This window comes from Ohtaekwangia sp. (genome assembly GCF_036786105.1).
Classification (GTDB): domain Bacteria; phylum Bacteroidota; class Bacteroidia; order Cytophagales; family Cyclobacteriaceae; genus Ohtaekwangia.
In genome coordinates this window covers 55,594-78,581 of sequence record NZ_DAIQRQ010000021.1, presented here as the reverse complement: position 1 = coordinate 78,581, position 22,988 = coordinate 55,594, and the positions used below count along the sequence as shown (strand labels likewise).

Below are 22,988 nucleotides of genomic sequence, written 5' to 3'. Positions count from 1 at the left end.
TTTCTTATTTCTTATTTCTTATTTCTTATTTCTTATTTCTTATTTCTTATTTCTTCACCGCCAATCGATATAGCATCAGCATCATTGCTACAAAGAAGGCTGTTCCTAAAATGTGATATCCTGCTATACCAAGGCTCTCTGTAAGTGAATGCTCTACGTTGAACGCATCCATCAATCCTGGTAATACTACCGCAAGTATAGCCACGATCACTCCAGTGAGTGCACCACCCGCAATCAAACCTGTAGCGAACAAACTGCCGCGCCCTAATTCATCATCCTGTACCTTCTCACCTTTACGCTCGGCTCTCCAATCTACATAACCTTTTACTGCACCACCGGCAAAAATCGGCAGTGTAGTGGAGAGAGGAAGATATAGCCCTATAGCAAAAGCCAGTGCTTTAATACCGCACAGCTCCATGGTTACGGCTATAAAAACACCGACCATCACAAACTGCCAATCGAGGTTGAAGGAAAGTATACCGCGTGCCAACGTAGCCATCAACGTAGCTTGCGGTGCCGGATATTTATCACTGCCTATAGCATGTTTTATACCTTGTTGCACCATCTCCGGTGTAGGTGTATCCAGAATCTGAACAATAACACCGATCGCGATAGACGAAACAATGGCTCCGATGAATAATGCCATTTGTTGTAAGCGTGGGGTTGCGCCCACAATATAACCTGCCTTTAAATCCTGCGAAGTACCACCGGCATTCGAAGCAGCTATACAAATCATACCTCCTACTACCAATGCCAGCGGCTCATAGAATTTACCTGACCAGCCAATACTGGTAAAAATGAGACATGTTCCCATCAGGGTGGCGATAGTCATGCCGGATATAGGATTGTTGCTGGTACCCACCAGACCAACGATCCTGCTGGATACGGTTACGAAGAAGAATCCGAACAATACGATCAGTATACCGATGAAAAGCTTCTGCAGAATGTTATCGCCCGGAATGATCGTACTGGGCAGAAAAGCCGTGAGTAATATCAGCCCTATACTCCCGATGATCACGAACTTGAAAGAAAGATCATCTTCTGTGCGCAGCACACTTCCCTGACCTTTGTCTTTTAGTGATCCTATACTTTCGCGGAATGAGCTTACTATAGTAGGTATCGTTTTAATTAATGTGATGAATCCACCGGCTGCCACAGCACCGGCGCCAATCTGGCGAATGTAGGCTCTGTATAGTGCATCGGCATAATTACCGAATGTATGTGTCTGCGGATCCCAGTTGCCGTAACCTCCAGCGGTGTTGAGATTCGCAAGGTTGCCAAGTTTTACCAGTTGCAGTGCGATTGTATCGGGCGCTACCAATGTACTGAGCAATGGGATCATGGCCCACCATGCCAGCACCGAACCTGCCACCAACACTCCGGAGATACGCGGACCTATAATATAGCCAACCCCTAAATATTCGGGTGTTATTTCGGCCCGCGTAGTAGCTGATGGCCAATACTTATTCGCCTGTGTTGTAACGAAGGCCGGTATTTCAGCAATAACGTGAAAGACTTTTTGAAGCAGCGCATAGACCAATGCGATACCCATACCAGAGAATGCAGTCTGTGCAAACACACCACCCTTCTCTCCTGCCTGCAGTACAGACGCACATGCTGTGCCTTCCGGGTACGGCAAAGTGCCGTGTTCTTTTACAATAAGCGATCGGCGGAGCGGTATCATCATCAACGTTCCTAACATACCTCCGAATGCTGCAAGGATCAGGATGGTGAGATACGTAAAATACCCCTCGCCCATACTAACACCATTTTCTCCGGGCGATAAAAACAAAAATCCGGGCAAGGTAAATACTACACCCGCTGCTATACTTTCACCGGCGGAACCTGTGGTTTGTATAATATTGTTTTCGAGTATGGTTGTTTTCAGAAATTTTCTTCCCAGCGTGATGGCTATTACCGCGATGGGTATTGAAGCGGTAACAGTAAGCCCCGCCTTCAACGCCAGATAGACTGTTGACGAGCCAAAGAGTATGCCGAAGAGTGATCCAAACAGAATGGATTTGACGGTGAACTCCGGAATCCTTTGCTCGGGAGCTACGTACGGTTTGAATGATTTATTTACTTCCATAGGTTAATGAGTGCGCGGTTAGTGTTATTGAATATTGCCCATCAGCTTGCGTATAGGTTTCGCGAATACAAGTACAATCGCGCCCGCTATAAACATGATCTTCACAATGAAGCCAAAGAGCACGGTGAGCAACGAAGGGTCTTTCGTAATTGCCTCATCGTTAAACTCACCAGCATATAGACCGGCAAAGAGATTTCCGAGGGCAAGTGCCATAAAGAAAACGCCCATCATTTGTCCTACCAGGCGTTTTGGCGAAAGTTTGGTAACGCCGCTCAAGCCGATCGGGTAAAGACATATCTCACCGAAGGTGTGGAACATATAGGTGAGCACAAGCCATGTCGGCAACGGCTTGGCGCCTTTGAAAACAATCTCCGATGCTCCAACCATGATCAGGTATCCTGCGCCCATAAAGATCAATCCCAACGCAAGTTTTATAGGTGTTATCGGATTCAGTTTCCGCTTGGCCAGTGTTGACCACAGCCAGGTAAATACAGGTACAAACAAGATCACAAAAAATGACGGTGCCGATTGCAGCCAGCTCGCAGGCATCACAAAAGAACCGAAGGTTCGCTCGGTATAGCGCTTGGCAAAGAGATTCAGCGATGATCCCTGTCCTTCATAACCGGCATAGAACGTAGTCGTGATCAGAAACATCAAAAATATAGCAAACACTTTCTTCTTCTCATCACCATCCAGTTTCTCGAACAGGAATATATAGATAAAGTATATAACTACAGCTATACTAATTACCAACCCGGAGGCTCCGGCAAATACGATCGGGTCAATGGCAATTACTTTGGTTAAGAGCAGCGCAACAAATACGATCAAGGCTATACTGATGATCCAGAGTCCTACACGGATTGAATCTTCGCGTTTCTGCTGCTGCTGTGGATCGGCTAAGCGCGTGGGCTCGAGTCCTGCTGTGCCCAGGTAATTTTCGGTGGCCCGGTACTGTATCAATCCGAAGATCATGCCTATACCAGCTGCAGCAAAACCGTAGTGCCAGTTTATGGTTTCGCCGAGATAGCCTACAATGATGGGTGATATCAGGGCTCCGGAATTTATACCCATAAAGAATATCGAGAAGCCGGCATCGCGTTTTACCTGTTCATCAGCCGGGTATATTTCCCCCACCATACTACTGATGTTCGGCTTCAGCAACCCGGTTCCAATTACGATGAGCAGTAATCCCAGGAAGAAGGTTTCATTGGAAGGCAATGCCAGGCAGATGTGTCCCATGGCAATAATGCAGCCACCATAAAATATAGATTTACGAAGTCCGAAGAATTTATCGGCCAGCCAACCGCCCGGCAATGCGAGCAGGTATACAAACATGGTATACAAACCGTAGATGGCTCCGCCCGTTCGATCGTCAAAGCCCATTCCCCCACTGGTAGCAGGTGCAACCATAAAGAGCAGTAGCAGTGCCCGCATGCCGTAGTAGCTGAAGCGCTCCCACATTTCGGTAAAAAATAAAGTGGCCAATCCTCGTGGATGGCCGAAAAAGGTTTTTCCAGAATCCATTAAAACAAATAGGTCAGACAGGTAAAATAAAATACTGATTGCGGTTCTCTAAACCGGTGTCAAAGTAGGCTGATAAATCCATTTTCGCAAATACTGTTTGTTCATCGCAACATTGGACAAAATAAAATTGCAAACGATTGAAGCGGTTCGAAATTGACATACCTTTGTAAAACTCATTAACCCAACACGACATGCTTGAATTCGGAATCAGGTCCCGCTCAGCCGGGATCGAAGCCCTCGGTATTCCCGAAGGTAAAGTCTATTGGAATCTCCCCCCGGAGCAACTCACCATGATTGCGCTCGAACGCGGACAGGCAAAAATCACAAAATCAGGAGCCATTGCAGTGGATACCGGAGAGTTTACCGGCAGATCACCTAAAGACAAATTCACCGTGAAGGACGCTATAACAGAGAACGCTGTCTGGTGGAATAACTTTAATATACCGTTTGATGCTGCCAGGTTCGATCAGCTTTATAAGAAAATGCTTCGTTACCTGAACGGCAAAGAGTTCTTTGTGCGCGATGTATACGCCTGTGCCGATCCGCGCTATCGCATGAACATCCGTGTGATCAATGAATATGCGTGGTCGAACCTGTTTGTATACAACATGTTCATTCGGCCAACCGAACAGGAACTGAAAGAGTTTGAGCCCGAGTGGCTGGTCGTAAATGCTCCGGGATTTTTGGCAACGCCCGCTGAAGACGGCACGCGTCAACACAACTTCTCGATCATCGATTTTACGCGCAAGATCATTCTCATTGGTGGCAGCGGCTACACGGGCGAGATCAAGAAAGGTATATTCACCGCGCTGAACTTTATTTTGCCCCATCAAAAGAATGTACTGTCCATGCACTGCTCTGCCAATGAAGGCGAGAAGGGCGACACCGCTATATTCTTCGGATTATCAGGAACAGGTAAGACTACGCTCTCGGCAGATCCGAATCGAAAATTGATCGGTGATGATGAACACGGCTGGACATCCGACAATGTGATCTTTAACTTTGAAGGCGGATGTTATGCAAAGACCATCAACCTTTCGGAAGAAAAAGAACCGGAAATCTTCCATGCCATTAAGGCGGGGGCGTTGCTGGAAAACATTATCTGCAAAAGCGGCACGAATGAGGTTGACTTTTCAGACTGCTCCCGTACAGAGAATACCCGCGTTAGCTACCCGATCGATTTTATCGAGCACATCACCAAGCCATCCATCGGTCGGAATCCCAGGAATATATTCTTCCTCACATGCGATGCATACGGTGTCCTTCCTCCTATTGCAAAGTTAACTCCCGGACAGGCTGCGTTTCATTTTATATCGGGATACACTGCAAAAGTTGCCGGCACAGAAGCCGATGTGGTTGAACCAACCATGACGTTCTCGGCATGCTTTGGGGCTCCCTTTATGCCGCTGCATCCTACAGTATATGCCGAGATGTTGAGCAAGAAAATGAAAGAAGCAAATGTAAATGTATGGCTTGTAAACACCGGTTGGTCGGGCGGACCGTATGGTACAGGCAAACGCATGAGCCTGAAATATACTCGTGCGCTGATTACTGCTGCATTAACCGGGGCGTTAGATACAGTTATCTTCCGTCCACATGAAGTATTTGGCATCGCTATGCCTACAACATGTCCGGAAGTGCCGGCAGAAATCCTCAACCCGAGAAATACGTGGGGTGATTCTGAGGAATATGACCACAAAGCGCAATTTCTCGCCGAGGCGTTTCTGAAAAACTTCGAAAAATTTGCGCTTCACGCAAATGAAGAGATATTAAAAGGCGCTCCGCAAGTTAAAATGCACGCCTAAAGTTTTCGTTTGGCTTAATCACGCAGGGATTGGCATGAGCCGCCTCGAAGCAATTCGTGGGCGGCTTTTTTCATTTTATCGGGTACACTTTCCATTGGAACGAAATATTTACCGCTGGCAGCAAACTAACAGCTGTGCAGGCATTCTATTTGCTAACATGCATTTTGTAACAAAAGAAAGTTTTACCTAAAAAAGCCATTCTTATGAAGTTAAAGTTTTTTAGCCTGGTATTTTTCATGGCGCTTTTTTCTGCAAAATTGTTCGCGCAAGATGCGGCAACAACGGTGACGGATGAGGAGTTGAAAAAGTATGCGATTGCCATGGACTCTGTGAATGAGATGCAAGCGGTTCTGTCAGGACAGATCAAACAAATGGTAACGAGCAATCAGTCGGTAACAGCGCAGCGTTACAACGAGTTGTTCAAGATCATTAACGATGAGGGCAAATTATTGGAAGCTAATGCTACTCCTGAGGAGATCAGCTTCGTAAAGCAAGTGATTGCGAAGAAAGAAGAAGGTACTGCGAAGATCAAGGAAACGTACCAGTTACTGGCGAAAGACTATGTGGGAGCAGCTGCTTTCAACAAAGTGAAGAAGGCCATTAACAGCGATGAAGCTTTGAAAACCAAGTATCAGACGCTGATGGATGAGTTGTCGAAAGACAACGCCGTAAACTAAATCGAAATTCCATAGCTAAGATAACAAGGCTGTTCTGCAAAGAGCAGCCTTTTTAGTTACGAGCTGCCAGTTACCAGCCGCCAGCAAATACTCTATACATCTCCAGGTTAACCAGACACTCACCTGCACCATCCTCACACATCCCAGCAACCAGAAGCCAGCGGCTTGCAGCCTTCAACTACGCAGCTATTCTTAACTTTGGCATAAAGCAATGATCTCACAAATATCCTATATTTGCACCCGTTAACGATGCTGTTGAAATGTTCAATTTTTTGAAGCCGCTCGTCCTCCCCGTTCTGTTACTTATTCACGTTGCTGCTCACGCACAATTCAATGGACTGTTTGCACCATTTGACTGCCGCGAGCATGCAGAGTTCTTTTACAGTGAACCGGTCGAAGAACCTGTAAAGATCGATTCTTCTGCGATTGTAACGATTCAGGAAACCGAGATCACCATTGACACCATTAACGGCTGGAAACAATGGCGTTTTGTTGAAAATTTTACTTTTGGAAAAGACCGTGGTGCCATGCCTATGATTACAGACTTGCAGGCACTGCATCCATATTTTCGTGATCAGATCAAAATACTGATGGCTGCCTGTCGCGCACAGGGAATTGAGTTAGCCGTGGTGGAGTCCTATCGTACTCACGCCAAGCAGAATGAATATAAAACCATGGGGCGCAAATATACCAGCTCGGGTGCAGGGCGCTCTAAACACCAATACGGATTAGCCGTTGATGTGGTGCCGATTATCGATTCTGTAGCCGTGTGGGACAATACCGCGCTCTGGAAAAGGATTGGCGCGGAAGGCGAGAAACTCGGCTTGCGCTGGGGTGGCCGTTGGAGAACACCGTATGACCCCGGTCACTTTGAGTGGACTGGCGGATTAACTTCTGTACATCTCGCAAAAGGTATACTTCCCCCAGTACCGAAATGTGATGAATTATATCCCTGCATGGAAGAAGACATCAGGCTTCTGCGAAAATACTGGAAGGAATGGGAGACATCACAGAGTGCATTGACACGCAATTAGTATGAGACTTACTTTTCCGGAACACTTTTTCTTTGGAACAAGTACAGCCGCTACCCAAATCGAAACCGCTTTTGAACATGACTGGCAAGGCATACAGTCGCGCGATGGCTTTGTGTTTGATCAGACAACGGATCATGAGCTGAGGCTCGAAGAAGACATCGCGATCATTGCCAAACTCGCGCCCAATTACCGCATGAGTCTGATGTGGAGCAAGCTGCAGCGCGAACCACTCGGTAATTTTCACCCGGAAACGCAACAGCATTATCATTCGCTCTTACAAAAGCTCAAAGCCCGTGGTGTAAACATCATGATGGTGCTTCACCATTTCACCAACCCGCTATGGTTTGCCAAGCGTGGCGGATGGGAAAAGGAAGAGAACATTCTGCTATGGGTCGATTTCTGCAAAAAGGTAATAGACGAGTATGGTCAGTATGTTTCGTACTGGAATACCTTCAATGAACCCAATGTTTACGCCAGCTATGGATGGATTACCGGGTTCTTCCCTCCTTTTAAAATCAATCCGCTTACGGCAGGTAAAGTGGTTATAAACATGGGCAAGGCGCATGATATTGTATACGGCTATATTAAGGAAAAGCTTCCTGATCAGCCCGTAGGTATATCTCACAACGCCACCGTGTTCTCCGCTGAAAATATACTTGGCTGGTTTCCGGCACGACTCAGCGATTGGTGGTTCATGGAGTATGTACCGAGTCATTTCGAAAAAGTAGATTTCTTCGGCATGAGTTATTATGGTCGCATACCACACGACCCGCTACCAATTACGTATCTCGAAACACCACATAAGCTCAAAGAACTGGGACGAAAGCATGATGACATCTGGGAATATTATCCCGAAGGATTACGAACATGTCTCGATCGTTACTGGAACAAATACAAAAAGCCGATCATCATTACAGAAAACGGTGTGTGTGACGAGAGCGATTTCCTGCGGCTGCAGGCTATACAGGATTACGCCGAGATCATCCACAAGGCGATTAAAGATGGTATTGATATAAAGGGCTATTACTTCTGGAGCACCTGGGACAATTTTGAATGGCATCTAGGCCCATCCATGCGCTTTGGACTGTATGAATGTGATTTGAAAACGAAGAACAGAATAATGAAACCAAGTGGTGCGCTATATGCATCACTGGCGCATTCCAAAAAAATAAGTATATATAAACACAAAGAAGTTCCGGTTTAACAAATTTATACTACCTTCATTTACTACTTATTACCTGACCATGATCCGAAGACTGTTGACGTTGACGCTGTTGACCCTCTGCTTTATTTTTACGTATGCACAGCAAAAGAAAGAGATACTCTATGTAGGAACATTCAGTGTTCGCGGCAGCCAGGGTATATATAGTTTTGCGTTCAATCGTGCAAAGAAAACGCTAACACCCATTCAGCAGGTGCCCGGTTTGGAGAGTCCCTCATTTTTAGGTATACATCCTACCCGTAAATTTTTATATTCCGTCAATCGTGGTAAAGCAAGTGAGAATGAAACCGGTGGTTCTGTTACGGCCTATACCATCGATGCAAAGAACGGAAAGTTGACCGTGTTGAATACACGATCATCTTTCGGCGCTGAACCCTGCCACATCAGCTTTGATAAAACCGGACAGTATATATTTGTATCAAACTACAATGAAGGAAACCTGGTAGTGCTCCCGCTTTTTGAAGACGGACTTGTAGGGAATCCATCCGACTCCAAAAAATATATAGGCAACAGTGTTAACTCCGAACGTCAGACAAGTTCACACCTGCACTCGGCACTGATCTCACCTGATAATCGCTTTCTCTATGCAGCCGATCTCGGCACTGACAAGCTATATATCTATAACTTCAACCTGAAGACGGGTACTCTGGATGATTCGAAACAGAAAGAAGCATCGGTAAAACCTGGCTGTGGTCCACGACATTTTGCTTTCCATCCCAACGGAAATTATATGTATGTAGCCGAAGAGCTTAGTTCTACCGTGGCTACATTCAAAATCGATAAGAAGAACGGTGATCTTACCATTCTGCAGGATTCCGTTCTCGCGTTACCGAAAAGCTTTGCCGGTAAAAATACCAGTGCCGATATACATGTTGATCCGAAGGGCAAATTCCTGTATATGTCGAATCGCGGCTATAACGGCCTCAGCATATTTTCGATTGGCGCCGATGGAAAAATAAAACTGGTTGGCCAGCAAACTACCGGTGGAAATACACCACGCAATTTCATGATCGATTCGAAAGGAGAATATATATTCGTGGCTCATCAGGATTCTGATACCATTGCGATGTTCCGTATCAATGCTAAAACCGGTATGCTTGCACCCGTAGGTAAGCCTGTGAAGGTTCCGGCTCCGGTTTGTTTGAAGATGATCGCTCTTCCTTAAAAAGTTTAAGGTTCAAGGTTCAATGCAGTGTGAGCTAAACTTTGAACTTTAAACCTGAAACTTTAAACCTGAAATTTCCTGGTTGAACAATAACGGTTAACTGTTGGTCACATTATCTGTCCTGAATCGCTTTGTCACTCGGTAATTTTATAGATACTGAAGGTATATACTTTCAATTAACGTAACGAAAGAATTTCATTCCATATTTTCCGGGCTACCGGTATACCTGCTTTCAGATTAGCTTCCCTGATCTTGTTAACATGCTCTCCCGGATAGTGAACCTCTTTGCCGGGCTCAGGGTGCGAGTCATGGTAGTCCTGAATAATTGTATCAAGTGTACCGGCAATGCCCGGGAAATGATTCAGCCTGGAAAGGTCTATGGTGATAAATATTTGCGACAATGAATGCTCTGCTTCCTGTTTTGTTATAGCCTGTGTAGACAAACCTCCGGAAAGAACTGCTGCCAGTATATCCAGCAGCAACGAAAGCCCTGAGCCTTTCCAATAACCGATCGGTAAAACTCTGCGCGATGCCATGATTGCAGATGCATCCTGTGTAAGATGGCCTTGTTCATCATATCCGCCCGGTACCGGAAGCGACTGCCCACGTGTGCTGTACTGATCCAATGCACCATACGAATACTGCGACATTGCCATGTCCAGTACTATAGCATGGTCTTTATAAGGTATAGCAATTACTAACGGATTATTTCCCAATCGCGGGTCAACTGCTCCCCACACGGGCATGTTGGCAATGGTATTGGTCCACCCGATAAATGCAAAACCTCTCTTCGCTGCATGCCATCCGTAATAGCCACCTCGCATCCAGTGGTTGGTGTTGGCTAGCGCTATGCATCCTATACCGTTTTGCTGTGCAACCTCCATGGAGCGATCGCAGGCATGTAATGCATTCAATGGTCCGGGACCAAGATTACCATCCCATTGTTCCACTGCTCCAAAACCGCTTTTTAAAGCAGGCACCTGGTCAATGCGTATATACCCTTGTTTAATATAGGAGATAAAACGGGGAAAGCGATTTATACCATGTGTATATATTCCTTCAACACTATTTACCGCGAATACTTCCGCGCACTTCGCAGCACGATCATCTGTAAACCCAACCTTTTGTAAGGCAGACAAAAATGTATCGTACATATCTGCATACGGTATACGCACAAAGGATAAATCTTTCTCCATAAAAAAAAACGCCAGCTTTTTACCTGCTGGCGCCTGTGAAGTTACTAAAATGCGGTTGAATTAATCTTTCAGGATACGCATCTCCACACGTCTGTTTTTAGCACGTGCTTCCGGTGTCATTTCGTTAGCCAGTGGCTGCGAGCCTCCAAATGCCTTGGTCTGAATTCTGCCTTTCGCTATACCTTTTTCCACCAGGTATTTTTTTACAGCATCCACGCGATCTTGCGACAATTCAAGGTTTGCCTTCGGACTCCCCACATTATCGGTGTGCCCCTCCAATTGAATTTCAATGCGGGTATTCTCTTTCATCATCTGGGCAACTTCATCCAGTTCACCGTATGATTTAGGATCGATTATAGCTTTACCTTGTGCAAAGATAAGGTGATTCAATATAATAGTCTGGCCTTTAGGCGTAAGACTCACATCGCGCACTACTTTCCGGTTGCCATCTATATCTTTCGGATCAACAATTACCGTACGTGTATTATAGCCTTCGGCCGATGCGGTAATTTGATATTTAGCGGTTCCGAAAATAGAGAACGAAAATGTACTATCGCTGAATCTTCCAAAGATACTGCCTGTAGGTATACTGCTATAGCGGATGCTGGCTTTTATACCTTTACCTGTTCTCGAATCGGTTATTTTTCCTACTGCTGTAATACCATCGTTCTGGGCAAAGAGTATATTCGCTGCCAGGCATACTATCGTGAGGGCGGTTAATTTTTTCATAACTTAAAAGTAGAAAAGCTTATTCACCTTAACAAAATTTATACCGTTGGCTGGTTATGTCATCGTTAAATAACCGGAAATGGGGTAAACAAGTACCTTATGCAGCTCGCTTCTCTAACGTAAATTCAGGGCGCGAATTTCCGATACCCGATGATCAAAAGTATATAACGTTAAATCCTTCGCGCGAAAGCCACTGGCAAAACCTCGGTAGTATTGTTTCACGCCTGTGGCCGGATTGATCCATACCACCTTTCATGCAGGTCTTTTCAGATACATCGTACTTAACTCCTTTGAAGGTTTCGTTTGTCCCCTAAATGTTTACATCACTGCCACGGGCCTTTACCGCCTGATACACTATAGCGGCCTGCACCGAAAAAGAAAACAGCGAGCGCTGTTAAAAGAAAAAGCATATTAGTTTCGATCATCCATCCACCGAAATCATTCAGTTTGAAAGCCACGGCGCGATGGGCCACCACAATGGTCATGATCATATTGAAAACCATAACGAGTGCAGCAAGCCTTGCTTTATAACCGATAATCAAGAAGATGGGCGCTATAAATTCTCCGATGATACTTCCATAAGCAACAACTGCCGGAAGACCGGCAGCTATTACTAAATTTTTAACATGTTGAATATCTGTAAATACCTTGAATATCCCATGAAACAGAAGAATGCCGCAGGTTAACCGCAAAATCAACTTTCCAATATCATCGCGATGTACTTTCATGGGCTTCCAAACTATATCAACCCGTTACCGGCACTTCTTCTACTGCTGGGTCTTTGCTGGTGCGCGGATAATCGAATAATCCGTATTCCTTGATAGCTTCCTCTACCTTATGGGGCACAAATTTCTCCCAGCCTGCTTCACCCTTGCGAATCATAGCCAACACATTGTCGGATATAATATGCAGCTTTCGGGTGTCAGCATCGTTCACATCTTCCAGCTTGTTATTATCCATCAGGTAGCGGAACAGGTTCTTGAGATTAGCCGGCAGATCTTCTTCAAAATCCTTGAGCGTGAAAAGCTCGTCTGAATCTTTCTGCAGCGCAGGGTATATATATAGCTTTACATTGGTGCCGAAGAGCGAAGAAAAGCACTCCAGTATACCACCGCGAATGTTCTCGTAAGTCTTCTCGTCAAATACCTTTTGCAGGGCATATATACCCATAATGATACCGATCTTTTTACCCTTTGTGATCTTCGACAAGTATTCTACCAATCGGTAGTATTCAAAGTAATTCGAAATCAATACATTTTGTCCTAACGAACAGAGTATATCAGCACGATGCAAAAAGTCTTTTTCATCGATCTTTCCATCCGGACTCAGATCATTCAACGTAAGCTCAGAGAGCAACACGATCTTGGAGCGATCTACATCTTTCTCCTGTTTGAAATGTCTGCGTGACGTGAGCAGCATATCCACATTCACATGGGTGGGTGGACGGAAGCGGCCGCGCAATACCAGTACGTTCTTCTTATACAGTTCATCCGATGGCTGCATCACATTACCATCCGGACCAAACATGGCGGCTTTGGTTAATCCGTTCTTCACCATCTTCAGCGCCATCAACCGGTTGTCTACATGCTTGAAGTCTGGTCCGGAAAGACGGAACATATCGATTTCAATTCTGCGGGGTGTAAGACCATCCAACAACGACATGAGTATATCTTCCGGGTCGCTCATAAAATTACAGGCGTAGAGCAGGTTTACACCTACTATACCCAATGCCAGCTGCTGCTGGAGCTGATCGGTGTCCAGCATCTTTACGTGTATCACACAATCATTCGGCTCGCTCTTGGGTGTGAGCTGAAATCGCAATCCTATCCATCCGTGTCCCTGATTGGTGCGCTCGTAGTTTAGAATTTCTACCGTATCGGCGAATGCAAAAAAGCGCGTGTTCTCAATGCGATGCGGCAAACGTTCGGGCAACAAAACATACTCGTGATCGAGCATTCTCAACAGACGATCTTCACAAACATAGCGGTCGCATACCCCATAGATCGCATCGCTGAACTTCATATCATAAGCCGACATCGTTTTGGCAACTGTTCCGGAGGCACCGCCTACTTTAAAGAAGTTTGCTGCTACCTCCTGCCCTGCGCCTATCTCGGCAAATGAACCATAAATTGATTTACTTAGATTGATACGCAGTGCCTTTTCCTGCGTAGTAAGTTTTCTGAATTCTTCCATAAGCTGTCCCCCTGCTTTCGCGTCTAATTTACCGTTAATGCCCAATGGTTGAAAATTAAATATAACTTAAAGTTACAGGGATAACTGTGCACGGCCCTGTAAAGTTTTGACATGTAGGATTTTGTCCATTTTATAAAAAATAAAAGGGCAGCTATACTGCTACCCTTCTACTGATCAACTGATCGTGAATTTTTCTTTTGCCTCACGTTTGATTTCTTCCCATTCATCCGGAGGCGGTGGTGTTCCTTTATGAAACTCCTGGAGCAGCCATTGCACCAGGTCTTTACTCATTCCAAATTGCTGCACGGCATCTTCACAAAATTCTACTTCATGCGGATCGACTACATCATCAGCATATACCATCAGTACGAGGTCGTATAACAGGTTCATGCGATCGTTATGATTGTCAGGAACATTAATCACATACTTCTCATCGCTCTCTACCAGTTCTTTTACCTGGCGATCTTTCAATCCGTAGCGCTTGCCAATTTTGTACAGCAATGCTTCTTCCTGCTCATGCATGTGTCCGTCTACTTTTGCCAGGGCCAGCAGGTTCTTGATGTGATTCTTTTTATACGATAAATACTGATGCTCAAAAAAGCCAATCATACGTGAGGTAATTTTTTTAATTATTATTTGAAATTACAACGCTCGCCATCGATAATCAACAAATACCTGTTGAATTATATACCCCACTTCTCTTTACTTTGGGCGAAACGAAGATCAGGCCGCTGTTGCAGCTTCCTGTTCTTTCAATGCACGTCTCAATATTTTACCGACATTGGTCTTTGGTAATTCCGTTCTGAATTCAATGTGTTTTGGAACTTTATAGTTGGTAAGATTCTCATGAAAATAGGCTTTCAGTTCTTCTTCGGTTAAGCTCTGATCTTTCTTCACGATAAACACTTTGATCACTTCACCTGACTTGGTATCAGGCACACCAATTGCCGCTACCTCCAATACCTTGGGATGTGCTGCAATTACATTTTCAATTTCATTCGGGAACACGTTGAAGCCTGATACTTTGATCATATCTTTTTTGCGATCTACGATCTTGAAAAAACCGTCTTCATCTTCTTTGCCGATATCGCCTGTGCGGAACCATTCACCATGGAAGAAAACTCCTTCATTGTCTTTCTCCCAATAGCCCGACATAACCTGCGGGCCACGCGCGCAGATCTCTCCGGTTTCACCTGGCTTCAATTGATTACCGTTGTCATCAAATACAGCTACTTCGGTGCTCGGCATTGGAAGTCCGATCGTACCTAATCTGTGTCCGCCATCCAATGGATTGCAGCACAGCACAGGCGATGTTTCGCTAAGCCCGTAACCTTCTACCAATGGCTTACCTGTAACTTCTTCCCATTTTTTTGCCACTACATCCTGTACGGCCATGCCTCCACCTACTGCACCTTTCAAAGCAGAAAAATCCAGGTCACTGAAACCCGGTGTATGCAGTAAGCCATTGAATAATGTATTTACACCAGTAACGATCGAGAATTTATACTTTCGCAATTCCTTCACAAAGCCTTTCATATCGCGTGGGTTCGTGATCATTACACTCTTCACCCCGGTACTGAACATAAGCAGTCCATTTACAGAAAGAGCAAAGATGTGATACATCGGTATCGCGGTGATAATAATGTCACTGCCGTCTTTCGACATATAGGGTTTGAACCATTCGGTAATCATGGAGTTGTGCGCGATCAGGTTGCCGTGCGATAGCTTCGCGCCTTTCGCTATACCGGTAGTGCCTCCGGTATATTGCAACACCGCTATATCTTTTACAGTCACATCGGCTTTTGTATATGGAAGCGCAGCGCCTTTACGCAAGGCTTCCTTGAATGGAATAACATTGGGGAGCTGATAGGCAGGCACCATCTTCTTGACATACTTTACTGCAAAATTCACTAAAGTGCCTTTCAATCCGCCCAGCATATCGCCCAGTTCAGTAACAATAATATGTTTGATTTTGGTGTTGCTCAGTATCTTTTGCAAGTGGCTGGCAAAATTAGCTACGATCACGATGGCAGAAACACCTGCATCTTTGAACTGGTGTTCCATTTCGCGCGGGGTGTATAACGGGTTAGTGTTTACAACGGTGAGGCCTACACGCAGTGCTCCAAAAAACGCCACCGGAAACTGCAGCAGATTCGGCATTTGTATAGCGATGCGATCGCCTTTCTTTAATCCCAGACTTTGCAGGTAGGCTGCAAAATGTCGTGAAAGCTCATCGATCTCTTTAAAAGTTATCTCCTTTCCCATGTTCACAAAAGCTACTTTGCCGCTATACTTTGCACAGCTTTTTTCAAAAAGATCGATCAGAGAACTATAATCATATAAATTAATTTCATGCGCAGTGCCTACAGGGTAATGCTTAAACCAGGGAAAATCCTTCATAACACTAAATCTTAAAAATTTTTCTTTGTCTTGGATTCTCAAAGCAAACGATTGTTTGCCAGCAAATCAAATCAGATTACAAGATTTATATCGTGTGCGATATATACAACCTTTAGAAGGGAAATACATGGGAGAAGTCACTAGCGAACGGGTATAAAAAAATAAACCCGCCCCTCCTGGAGGGACGGGTAGCTCTGAATAACTCATTAACCTAAACTGAGCTGCTGTAGGAGAAGGATTCGAACCTCCACGGAGCGGTTAGACGCTGACCTGATCTTGTCTGTGAAGACGGGATCAGGGTGCATTGTTTTATTCCGTTTACCTCCACCCCCGAGACCGGAGGGCATGTCTGCCAATTTCAACACCCTACAATATACTACAATATAATTGTGTGTCTGTTTTGTGTGTGGTGTTCTTCCGATAGTTATCGGAAGAAACATTGCTGTAGAGGGAGGGCTCGAACCTCCACGGAGCAGTTAGGTCGCCAAAGGCTGGACTTTATCCCGTTATCTCCACCCCCGAGACCGGAGGGCATGTCTGCCAAATTCCAACACCCTACAATGGTGTGTGTGGGTTTTGTGTGTGCGTCTTTCAGTGCGTCTCGTTGTAAATTACGTAACAAAGTAACACCTAAACTGCTCCACGAATCAATAAACAATCATAATATTTGTATACTTTTCAATATTAATTAGTATTTTTGAATTAAGCTTAAAACCTAAATTTTTATATGGCCGAAAATTATAAAGTTGACAATGTGGATTTGAAGATTCTTGAAATCCTCATGCAGGATGCCAAGAAGCCTTATACAGAAGTTGCCAAAAAGGCCTTCGTTTCGGGCGGAACTGTGCATGTACGCATGAACAAAATGGAAGAAGCCGGCATTGTAGAGAAAACCACCTTGAAAGTCAATTATGCAAAGTTGGGCTATGATATTACCGCCTTTATTGGAATCTTCTTACAAAAAAGTGCCTTGTACGACCAGGTAATGGCCAAGCTTAAAGCCATTCCGGAGATCACCAGCATTCATTATACAACGGGTAACTACAGCATGTTTACCAAGATTCACTGCAAAGACACCAACCACCTCAAGCAGGTGCTGCACGACAAGATCCAGCAGGTGGAAGGAATTGAACGTACGGAAACAATGATCTCCCTGGAAGAGAGCCTTGACCGCAGCCTGAATCTGACTTAACAGTCAGGTTGCGATTTCAACGTACAAAACAGAGTTGAATGCCCTCTATGAGCCGATAGAAAACATCTATGGGGAAATAAACCGGGCTAAGAACCTAAAAATCTCATTTTTGTTATAGATTTGTGGGTTTATAATCAGTCTAAATAGACTTTGTGAATGAGTAAAGATAATCAGGTTTTAGAGGAGTTGACCTCCAAGGAATACGAGCACGGTTGGACTACCAATATCGAGACGGATTCTGCTCCAAAAGGGTTGAACGAAGATATAATCCGCTTTATATCTGCCAAGAAGAACGAACCTGAATGGTTGCTGGAATGGCGTTTAAGCGCCTATCGTCAGTGGACCAAAATGAAGGAACCTACGTGGCCCAATGTGAAGTACCCTCCTATTAACTATCAGGATGTGATCTACTACTCTGCTCCCAAGCAGAAAGCAACTCCCAAAAACCTGGAAGATGTAGACCCCGAATTGATCAAGACTTTCGAGAAGCTCGGCATTTCTCTCACTGAACAAAAACGACTTACCGGTGTAGCGGTTGATGCTGTTATTGACAGTGTTTCCGTAGCTACTACTTTTAAAGAAACACTTGCTGAACTGGGAATTATATTCTGCTCATTCAGCGAAGCGGTTTTAAAACACCCTGACCTTATCAAGAAGTATATGGGTTCGGTTGTGCCCGTAAACGACAATTACTTTGCTGCTCTTAACTCCGCTGTGTTTACAGACGGATCATTCTGCTATATACCGAAGGGCGTTCGCTGCCCGATGGAGCTTTCTACTTACTTCCGTATCAATGCAGCCAACACAGGTCAGTTCGAAAGAACGCTGATTGTGGCCGATGAAGGTTCGTATGTAAGCTACCTGGAAGGATGTACGGCCCCGATGCGCGATGAGAACCAATTGCATGCAGCGGTGGTAGAAATTTACGCCATGAAAGATGCACAGGTAAAGTACTCAACAGTACAAAACTGGTACCCTGGCGATAAAGAAGGTAAGGGTGGTATCTATAACTTCGTTACCAAGCGCGGTTTGTGCTTTGGCGACAATTCCAAAATTTCCTGGACACAGGTGGAAACGGGTTCCGCCATCACCTGGAAATATCCGAGTTGTGTGTTAAAGGGCGACAACTCCATGGGTGAGTTCTACTCCGTGGCTGTTACCAACAACTATCAGCAGGCTGACACTGGTACGAAGATGATTCACATTGGTAAGAATACAAAGTCGCGCATTGTATCGAAAGGTATATCTGCAGGGCATTCGCAGAATAGTTATCGCGGACAAGTACATATTATGAAACGTGCCGAAGGTGCGCGCAACTTCTCGCAGTGCGACTCATTACTGATGGGCGACAAATGTGGTGCACACACGTTTCCCTATATTGATGTAGAGAATAACTCCGCCAAGATCGAACACGAAGCTACTACTTCCAAGATTGGTGAAGATCAGATCTTCTATTGCCTGCAACGCGGTATTGATGAAGAATCGGCCGTGGCTCTGATCGTGAACGGCTATGCAAAAGAAGTACTCAATCAATTGCCGATGGAATTTGCAGTAGAAGCACAAAAGCTGCTGGCATTGACACTGGAAGGAAGTGTGGGATAATTACATACCAAGACTATAAATAATACGAAGACTTAGACGCGAAAGAGATGTTAACGATAAAGAATCTGCAAGCAAAAATCGGTGATAAACAAATTCTGAATGGAATAAACCTGGAAGTGAAGCCCGGAGAAGTACATGCTATTATGGGGCCTAACGGTTCTGGTAAAAGCACGTTGGCTTCTGTTCTGGCGGGCCGTGAAGAATATGAAGTAACCGGTGGTGATGTTGAGTTTTTAGGCAAGAACCTGCTGGAACTTGAACCGGAAGAGCGCGCTCGTGAAGGTGTGTTTCTGGCCTTTCAATATCCGGTAGAAATTCCGGGAGTTAGCACCATCAATTTTATGAAGACGGCTGTTAACCAGATTCGTGAACATCGCGGACAACAGCCACTCGATGCGGTTTCATTTCTTGGTTTGATGAAAGAAAAAATGAAACTGGTAGAGATCGATCAGTCATTATTGAATCGCTCGCTCAACGAAGGTTTCTCCGGCGGTGAAAAGAAACGCAATGAAATATTCCAGATGGCGATGCTTGAACCCAAGCTGGCTATACTCGATGAAACAGATTCAGGTCTTGATATCGATGCGTTGAAGATCGTTTCCAATGGCGTGAATAAACTCCGTAACAAGTCGAATGCTGTGATTGTGGTTACACACTATCAGCGTTTGCTGGATTATATAGTACCTGACTTTGTGCACGTGCTCTATAAAGGCAAGATCGTGAAGTCGGGTACAAAAGAACTGGCACTTGAGCTTGAGGCGAAAGGCTATGACTGGATTAAGGATGAAGTTTCTGTCGCTTAATGTGTAGAGGATGAGTGTAGCTGCAACCGAAAAAAATATAACCGCCGAAGTAGCATCCGGGATCGAAAAGAGTTTGACCGGCGCTGCCAACCTGATGCTCAGGAAAGAAGCCCTCGATGCATTTCGCTCGCTCGGGTTTCCTGCCAACAAAGCAGAAGAGTATAAATTTACACCGATCACCCGTGCCCTGGAAAAGAACTTCAACCTCACGTTGAAAAATCCGGTGGCATCTGTGGTGGATATAGCGCCTTATCAAATAAAAGGACTTGATGCCAATGTGCTGGTTTTTATAAACGGTGTATTCTCAAAAGAATCGTCTTCTATTGTATCCAATGATCTTACCATCCTCACGCTGCAAGAGGCATTGAACGCAAAGAATGATGTAGTAGAGAAACACCTGGGCAATTATGCCGATTTCAGATCGGATGGATTAGCGGCCTGGAACACAGCTTCTTTCCACGATGGTGTTTTCATTCATGTTTCTGATAAAAAAGTAATTGACAAACCGGTGGTACTGTATCACATTCATGATACACAAAACGGCCAGGTTATATCGATAAACCGCAACCTCATTGTTGTAGGAAAAAGCAGTGAGCTGACGGTTATTGAAAAATTTGATTCCACAGGAGCTTCTGCCAATTTCTCGAACACGGTAACAGAAGCCGTAGTGGCAGAGAATGCCGGGCTGGAATTATACTTCATCCAGAACGATGCGGGTGCACGCTACCAGTTCGGACTTACGCAAATTCACCAATCGAACTTTAGCCGCGTCAATACCTATACATTTACGTTGAATGGAAAACTGATCAGAAACAACCTGCAGTTTACCCTGGACGGAGAAGGTATCGAATCGCACATGTATGGACTATATCTGTTGGCTAACGATACCCTGGCCGATAACCATACGGTGGTGGATCACAAGAAGCCCAACTCTTTCAGCAATGAATTGTATAAGGGCATCATGGGCGATAGCTCCAAAGGAGTTTTCAACGGTAAGATCTATGTTCGCCCGAATGCCCAAAAAACCAATGCATTTCAGGCTAACCGAAATATACTGCTTACAGACAAGGCAACGGTAAACACGAAGCCTCAGCTCGAGATATGGGCCGATGATGTGAAATGCTCGCACGGCTGTACTACCGGGCAACTGGATGAAGAGGCGCTCTTCTACCTGCAGGCGCGTGGTATAGCAAAAGATACAGCACAGGCCATGATGCTCTATGCTTTTGCAGGCGAAGTGCTGGAGAATGTGAAACATCCGGTGATTAAAGAATATCTCGACAACGTGATCAGCGAAAGATTACATAAAGATTTTTAGTATGACTTCTTCCTCTCCTGCTATAGATCGCAAACTGGACATCGATGCAATACGCAAAGAGTTTCCGGTGCTGCATCAACAAGTAAATGGTCGCGACCTGGTATACCTGGATAATGCGGCCACTTCGCAGAAACCGCTGAAGGTAATCAACGCGCTGATCGATTACTATCAGGGATACAACGCCAACATTCACCGTGGTATTCATACGCTGGCGGAGCGCGCTACAAAAGCATACGAAGAAACGCGCCATACCTTGAAGCGTTTTATCAATGCCAGGTCTGAACAGGAGATCATCTTTACCCGCGGTGTAACAGAAAGTATAAACCTCGTAGCGTCTTCGTATGGACGTGCCTTCATAAAAGAAGGTGACGAGATTATTGTATCGGGATTGGAACATCACTCCAACATTGTTCCCTGGCAGCTTGTATGCGAAGAGAAAAAGGCTACGCTCAAGACCATTCCCGTATTACCGGAAGGTGTGCTCGATCTTGATGCCTACAGGAAATTACTCTCATCAAAAACGAAGATCGTTTCGGTTAACCATGCTTCCAACAGCCTGGGTACTATAAATCCTGTAAAGGAAATTATAAAGCTTGCGCATGAAGCAGGCGCTGTAGTGTTATTGGACGGTGCACAATCAGGAGCGCATATCGAGATCGATGTGCAGGATCTGGATTGTGACTTCTACTGCCTGTCGTCACATAAGATGTATGGCCCCACAGGGACGGGTATTCTGTATGGCAAGAAAGACCTTCTTGAAAAGATGCCTCCCTATCAGGGTGGTGGTGAAATGATTAAGGAGGTAACATTTGAAAAAACAACATACAACGACCTTCCTTATAAATTCGAAGCGGGCACTCCCAACATTGCCGATGTTGTAGCCTATAAATATGCGGTAGACTTTATCAACGAACTCGGCAGAGAAGCCATGGCAGCTTATGAACATGAGTTGCTGAGCTATGCTACCGAACGCATTTCAAAATTGAAAGGTGTACAACTCATCGGCACCGCTCCTGAAAAAGTGAGCGTGCTTTCATTTACGGTAGAAGGCATTCATCACTTTGATATTGGTCAGATGCTGGATGCGCGTGGTATCGCGGTTCGCACGGGCCACCACTGCACCCAGCCGTTAATGACCTGCTTTGGTATTGAAGGAACTGTGCGGGCATCTTTTGCAGTTTACAATACAAGAAAAGAAATTGATCAACTGGCGGAGAGCCTGGAGCGGATCATTAATTTCATGAAGTAACAAATGACGGTAGACCAGATACAGGAAGAGATTATCAATGAGTTTTCGCTGCTGGACGGTGATATGGAGATGACAGTCTTTTATATCATGGAACTGGGGCAGAAACTCCCGGAAATGCCGGAATCGGAAAAGACTGAAGACAACGTTGTGAAGGGATGCCAATCCAAAGTATGGCTCACGGGAAAGATCGAAGACAACAAAGTCTATTTCGCAGCCGACAGCAATACGGCAATCACAAAAGGTCTGGTAAGTCTGCTGGTAAGGATTTTCAATGGGCAAACACCTGATACGATCCTCCACGCTGATTTGTATTTCATGAACAAGATTGGCATGGAACGGTTTATCGGAACACAGCGTTCCAATGGTTTTGCGGCGATGATCAAGCAAATGAAACTCTACGCACTTGCCTTTAAAACCAAACTGGAAGTAAAATCATGAGCGAGCAAGTTCAAAATATCAACCTGACCGAGACCTCTGTGCCCGACCTGCGCGATAAGGTTATTCAAGCGGTAAAAACGGTTTACGACCCAGAGATTCCGGTAGACGTATACGAGCTGGGATTGATCTACGAGATCAATGTGTACCCAATTAATAACGTATATGTTCAAATGACGCTTACCTCTCCTTCCTGCCCGTCTGCTGAAGTAATTCCGGGCGAGGTGGAACAGAAAATTAAAGCCATTGAAGGTGTCAATGATGTAAAAGTTGAAATTACCTTTGACCCACCCTACTCGCAAGATATGATGAGCGAAGCCGCAAAACTCGAACTAGGATTTCTATAATTTGTTAT

21 protein-coding genes are annotated in these 22,988 nt (G+C 45.0%); 13 read left to right on the top strand and 8 right to left on the bottom strand.

Annotated elements, in window-relative coordinates; genetic code table 11:
- Window positions 1-46 precede the first annotated feature (46 nt).
- Both V7Q33_RS11260 and V7Q33_RS11255 read right to left on the bottom strand, forming a co-directional pair.
- On the bottom strand, window positions 47-2,089 hold the full coding sequence (locus V7Q33_RS11260; protein WP_333819900.1) for an OPT family oligopeptide transporter: 2,043 nt from the start codon (window positions 2,087-2,089) through the stop codon (window positions 47-49).
- A 24-nt stretch (window positions 2,090-2,113) separates the two neighbouring features.
- Window positions 2,114-3,613: a peptide MFS transporter gene (locus tag V7Q33_RS11255; RefSeq protein WP_333819899.1), complete on the bottom strand. Its 1,500-nt coding sequence runs from the start codon at window positions 3,611-3,613 to the stop codon at window positions 2,114-2,116.
- A 191-nt stretch (window positions 3,614-3,804) separates the two neighbouring features.
- Between V7Q33_RS11255 and pckA the strand changes: the two genes are divergently transcribed.
- From pckA to V7Q33_RS11230, 5 genes are all read left to right on the top strand, one after another.
- Window positions 3,805-5,418, top strand: coding sequence for a phosphoenolpyruvate carboxykinase (ATP) (gene pckA, locus V7Q33_RS11250; RefSeq protein ID WP_333819898.1), 1,614 nt, complete (start codon window positions 3,805-3,807; stop codon window positions 5,416-5,418).
- A 203-nt stretch (window positions 5,419-5,621) separates the two neighbouring features.
- On the top strand, window positions 5,622-6,095 hold the full coding sequence (locus V7Q33_RS11245; protein WP_331976561.1) for a hypothetical protein: 474 nt from the start codon (window positions 5,622-5,624) through the stop codon (window positions 6,093-6,095).
- Between the two features lie 260 nt (window positions 6,096-6,355).
- Window positions 6,356-7,129 (top strand): M15 family metallopeptidase, encoded by a 774-nt coding sequence (locus tag V7Q33_RS11240; RefSeq protein WP_333819897.1) that lies wholly within the window; start codon window positions 6,356-6,358, stop codon window positions 7,127-7,129.
- 1 nt (window position 7,130) lies between these two features.
- Window positions 7,131-8,333: a glycoside hydrolase family 1 protein gene (locus V7Q33_RS11235; protein WP_333819896.1), complete on the top strand. Its 1,203-nt coding sequence runs from the start codon at window positions 7,131-7,133 to the stop codon at window positions 8,331-8,333.
- Between the two features lie 40 nt (window positions 8,334-8,373).
- Entirely contained in the window at window positions 8,374-9,516 is a 1,143-nt protein-coding gene (locus V7Q33_RS11230; RefSeq protein ID WP_333819895.1) for a lactonase family protein, read from the top strand.
- Window positions 9,517-9,692: 176 nt separating this feature from the next.
- Here the strand turns inward: V7Q33_RS11230 and yiaK are convergent, their stop codons facing one another.
- Together yiaK and V7Q33_RS11220 are read right to left on the bottom strand one after the other, a co-directional pair.
- Window positions 9,693-10,712: a 3-dehydro-L-gulonate 2-dehydrogenase gene (gene yiaK / locus V7Q33_RS11225; RefSeq protein WP_331976553.1), complete on the bottom strand. Its 1,020-nt coding sequence runs from the start codon at window positions 10,710-10,712 to the stop codon at window positions 9,693-9,695.
- A 60-nt stretch (window positions 10,713-10,772) separates the two neighbouring features.
- Complete coding sequence (locus V7Q33_RS11220; protein ID WP_331976551.1) at window positions 10,773-11,441, bottom strand: OmpA family protein; 669 nt, start codon at window positions 11,439-11,441, stop codon at window positions 10,773-10,775.
- A gap of 56 nt (window positions 11,442-11,497) precedes the next feature.
- Between V7Q33_RS11220 and V7Q33_RS11215 the strand changes: the two genes are divergently transcribed.
- Window positions 11,498-11,680: a hypothetical protein gene (locus tag V7Q33_RS11215; protein ID WP_333819894.1), complete on the top strand. Its 183-nt coding sequence runs from the start codon at window positions 11,498-11,500 to the stop codon at window positions 11,678-11,680.
- A gap of 84 nt (window positions 11,681-11,764) precedes the next feature.
- On the opposite strand, the gene V7Q33_RS11210 is transcribed toward V7Q33_RS11215, so the two are convergent.
- The 4 genes from V7Q33_RS11210 to V7Q33_RS11195 form a co-directional block, all read right to left on the bottom strand.
- A complete protein-coding gene (locus V7Q33_RS11210) occupies window positions 11,765-12,169 on the bottom strand; it encodes a DoxX family protein (protein ID WP_333819893.1) in 405 nt (134 codons plus the stop codon).
- Between the two features lie 16 nt (window positions 12,170-12,185).
- Window positions 12,186-13,634, bottom strand: coding sequence for a TonB-dependent receptor (locus tag V7Q33_RS11205; RefSeq protein WP_331976546.1), 1,449 nt, complete (start codon window positions 13,632-13,634; stop codon window positions 12,186-12,188).
- Window positions 13,635-13,808: 174 nt separating this feature from the next.
- Complete coding sequence (locus V7Q33_RS11200; protein WP_331976545.1) at window positions 13,809-14,243, bottom strand: tellurite resistance TerB family protein; 435 nt, start codon at window positions 14,241-14,243, stop codon at window positions 13,809-13,811.
- Window positions 14,244-14,357: 114 nt separating this feature from the next.
- Window positions 14,358-16,034 (bottom strand): AMP-binding protein, encoded by a 1,677-nt coding sequence (locus tag V7Q33_RS11195; protein ID WP_333819892.1) that lies wholly within the window; start codon window positions 16,032-16,034, stop codon window positions 14,358-14,360.
- A gap of 727 nt (window positions 16,035-16,761) precedes the next feature.
- Here V7Q33_RS11195 and V7Q33_RS11190 point away from each other — a divergent pair.
- The 7 genes from V7Q33_RS11190 to V7Q33_RS11160 all read left to right on the top strand — a co-directional run bounded on the left by V7Q33_RS11190 (window position 16,762) and on the right by V7Q33_RS11160 (window position 22,980).
- Entirely contained in the window at window positions 16,762-17,226 is a 465-nt protein-coding gene (locus V7Q33_RS11190) for an Lrp/AsnC ligand binding domain-containing protein (protein ID WP_079688822.1), read from the top strand.
- Between the two features lie 156 nt (window positions 17,227-17,382).
- Window positions 17,383-18,828 carry a Fe-S cluster assembly protein SufB gene (gene sufB, locus V7Q33_RS11185; protein ID WP_331976541.1) on the top strand — a complete coding sequence of 482 codons (1,446 nt, stop codon included), beginning with the start codon at window positions 17,383-17,385 and terminating at the stop codon, window positions 18,826-18,828.
- 47 nt (window positions 18,829-18,875) lie between these two features.
- Window positions 18,876-19,631: a Fe-S cluster assembly ATPase SufC gene (gene sufC / locus V7Q33_RS11180; RefSeq protein WP_331976539.1), complete on the top strand. Its 756-nt coding sequence runs from the start codon at window positions 18,876-18,878 to the stop codon at window positions 19,629-19,631.
- A 10-nt stretch (window positions 19,632-19,641) separates the two neighbouring features.
- Window positions 19,642-20,949, top strand: coding sequence for a Fe-S cluster assembly protein SufD (sufD, locus tag V7Q33_RS11175; protein WP_331976537.1), 1,308 nt, complete (start codon window positions 19,642-19,644; stop codon window positions 20,947-20,949).
- Between the two features lies 1 nt (window position 20,950).
- The gene (locus tag V7Q33_RS11170; RefSeq protein WP_333819891.1) at window positions 20,951-22,198 is read left to right on the top strand and encodes an aminotransferase class V-fold PLP-dependent enzyme; all 1,248 of its coding nucleotides are present in this window, start codon (window positions 20,951-20,953) and stop codon (window positions 22,196-22,198) included.
- Window positions 22,199-22,201: 3 nt separating this feature from the next.
- Entirely contained in the window at window positions 22,202-22,636 is a 435-nt protein-coding gene (locus V7Q33_RS11165) for a SufE family protein (protein WP_333819890.1), read from the top strand.
- Window positions 22,633-22,980 carry an SUF system Fe-S cluster assembly protein gene (locus V7Q33_RS11160; RefSeq protein ID WP_331976531.1) on the top strand — a complete coding sequence of 116 codons (348 nt, stop codon included), beginning with the start codon at window positions 22,633-22,635 and terminating at the stop codon, window positions 22,978-22,980. The genes V7Q33_RS11165 and V7Q33_RS11160 overlap by 4 nt, the downstream gene beginning before the upstream one ends.
- The last annotated feature ends 8 nt before the right edge of the window (window positions 22,981-22,988 follow it).

What these genes read in the sequence shown, in the direction of transcription:
- V7Q33_RS11260 (WP_333819900.1), bottom strand. Translation starts at nt 2,089, where the DNA reads ATGGAAGTAAATAAATCATTCAAACCGTACGTAGCTCCCGAGCAAAGG.
- V7Q33_RS11255 (WP_333819899.1), bottom strand. Translation starts at nt 3,613, where the DNA reads ATGGATTCTGGAAAAACCTTTTTCGGCCATCCACGAGGATTGGCCACT.
- pckA (WP_333819898.1), top strand. Translation starts at nt 3,805, where the DNA reads ATGCTTGAATTCGGAATCAGGTCCCGCTCAGCCGGGATCGAAGCCCTC.
- V7Q33_RS11245 (WP_331976561.1), top strand. Translation starts at nt 5,622, where the DNA reads ATGAAGTTAAAGTTTTTTAGCCTGGTATTTTTCATGGCGCTTTTTTCT.
- V7Q33_RS11240 (WP_333819897.1), top strand. Translation starts at nt 6,356, where the DNA reads ATGTTCAATTTTTTGAAGCCGCTCGTCCTCCCCGTTCTGTTACTTATT.
- V7Q33_RS11235 (WP_333819896.1), top strand. Translation starts at nt 7,131, where the DNA reads ATGAGACTTACTTTTCCGGAACACTTTTTCTTTGGAACAAGTACAGCC.
- V7Q33_RS11230 (WP_333819895.1), top strand. Translation starts at nt 8,374, where the DNA reads ATGATCCGAAGACTGTTGACGTTGACGCTGTTGACCCTCTGCTTTATT.
- yiaK (WP_331976553.1), bottom strand. Translation starts at nt 10,712, where the DNA reads ATGGAGAAAGATTTATCCTTTGTGCGTATACCGTATGCAGATATGTAC.
- V7Q33_RS11220 (WP_331976551.1), bottom strand. Translation starts at nt 11,441, where the DNA reads ATGAAAAAATTAACCGCCCTCACGATAGTATGCCTGGCAGCGAATATA.
- V7Q33_RS11215 (WP_333819894.1), top strand. Translation starts at nt 11,498, where the DNA reads ATGTCATCGTTAAATAACCGGAAATGGGGTAAACAAGTACCTTATGCA.
- V7Q33_RS11210 (WP_333819893.1), bottom strand. Translation starts at nt 12,169, where the DNA reads ATGAAAGTACATCGCGATGATATTGGAAAGTTGATTTTGCGGTTAACC.
- V7Q33_RS11205 (WP_331976546.1), bottom strand. Translation starts at nt 13,634, where the DNA reads ATGGAAGAATTCAGAAAACTTACTACGCAGGAAAAGGCACTGCGTATC.
- V7Q33_RS11200 (WP_331976545.1), bottom strand. Translation starts at nt 14,243, where the DNA reads ATGATTGGCTTTTTTGAGCATCAGTATTTATCGTATAAAAAGAATCAC.
- V7Q33_RS11195 (WP_333819892.1), bottom strand. Translation starts at nt 16,034, where the DNA reads ATGAAGGATTTTCCCTGGTTTAAGCATTACCCTGTAGGCACTGCGCAT.
- V7Q33_RS11190 (WP_079688822.1), top strand. Translation starts at nt 16,762, where the DNA reads ATGGCCGAAAATTATAAAGTTGACAATGTGGATTTGAAGATTCTTGAA.
- sufB (WP_331976541.1), top strand. Translation starts at nt 17,383, where the DNA reads ATGAGTAAAGATAATCAGGTTTTAGAGGAGTTGACCTCCAAGGAATAC.
- sufC (WP_331976539.1), top strand. Translation starts at nt 18,876, where the DNA reads ATGTTAACGATAAAGAATCTGCAAGCAAAAATCGGTGATAAACAAATT.
- sufD (WP_331976537.1), top strand. Translation starts at nt 19,642, where the DNA reads ATGAGTGTAGCTGCAACCGAAAAAAATATAACCGCCGAAGTAGCATCC.
- V7Q33_RS11170 (WP_333819891.1), top strand. Translation starts at nt 20,951, where the DNA reads ATGACTTCTTCCTCTCCTGCTATAGATCGCAAACTGGACATCGATGCA.
- V7Q33_RS11165 (WP_333819890.1), top strand. Translation starts at nt 22,202, where the DNA reads ATGACGGTAGACCAGATACAGGAAGAGATTATCAATGAGTTTTCGCTG.
- V7Q33_RS11160 (WP_331976531.1), top strand. Translation starts at nt 22,633, where the DNA reads ATGAGCGAGCAAGTTCAAAATATCAACCTGACCGAGACCTCTGTGCCC.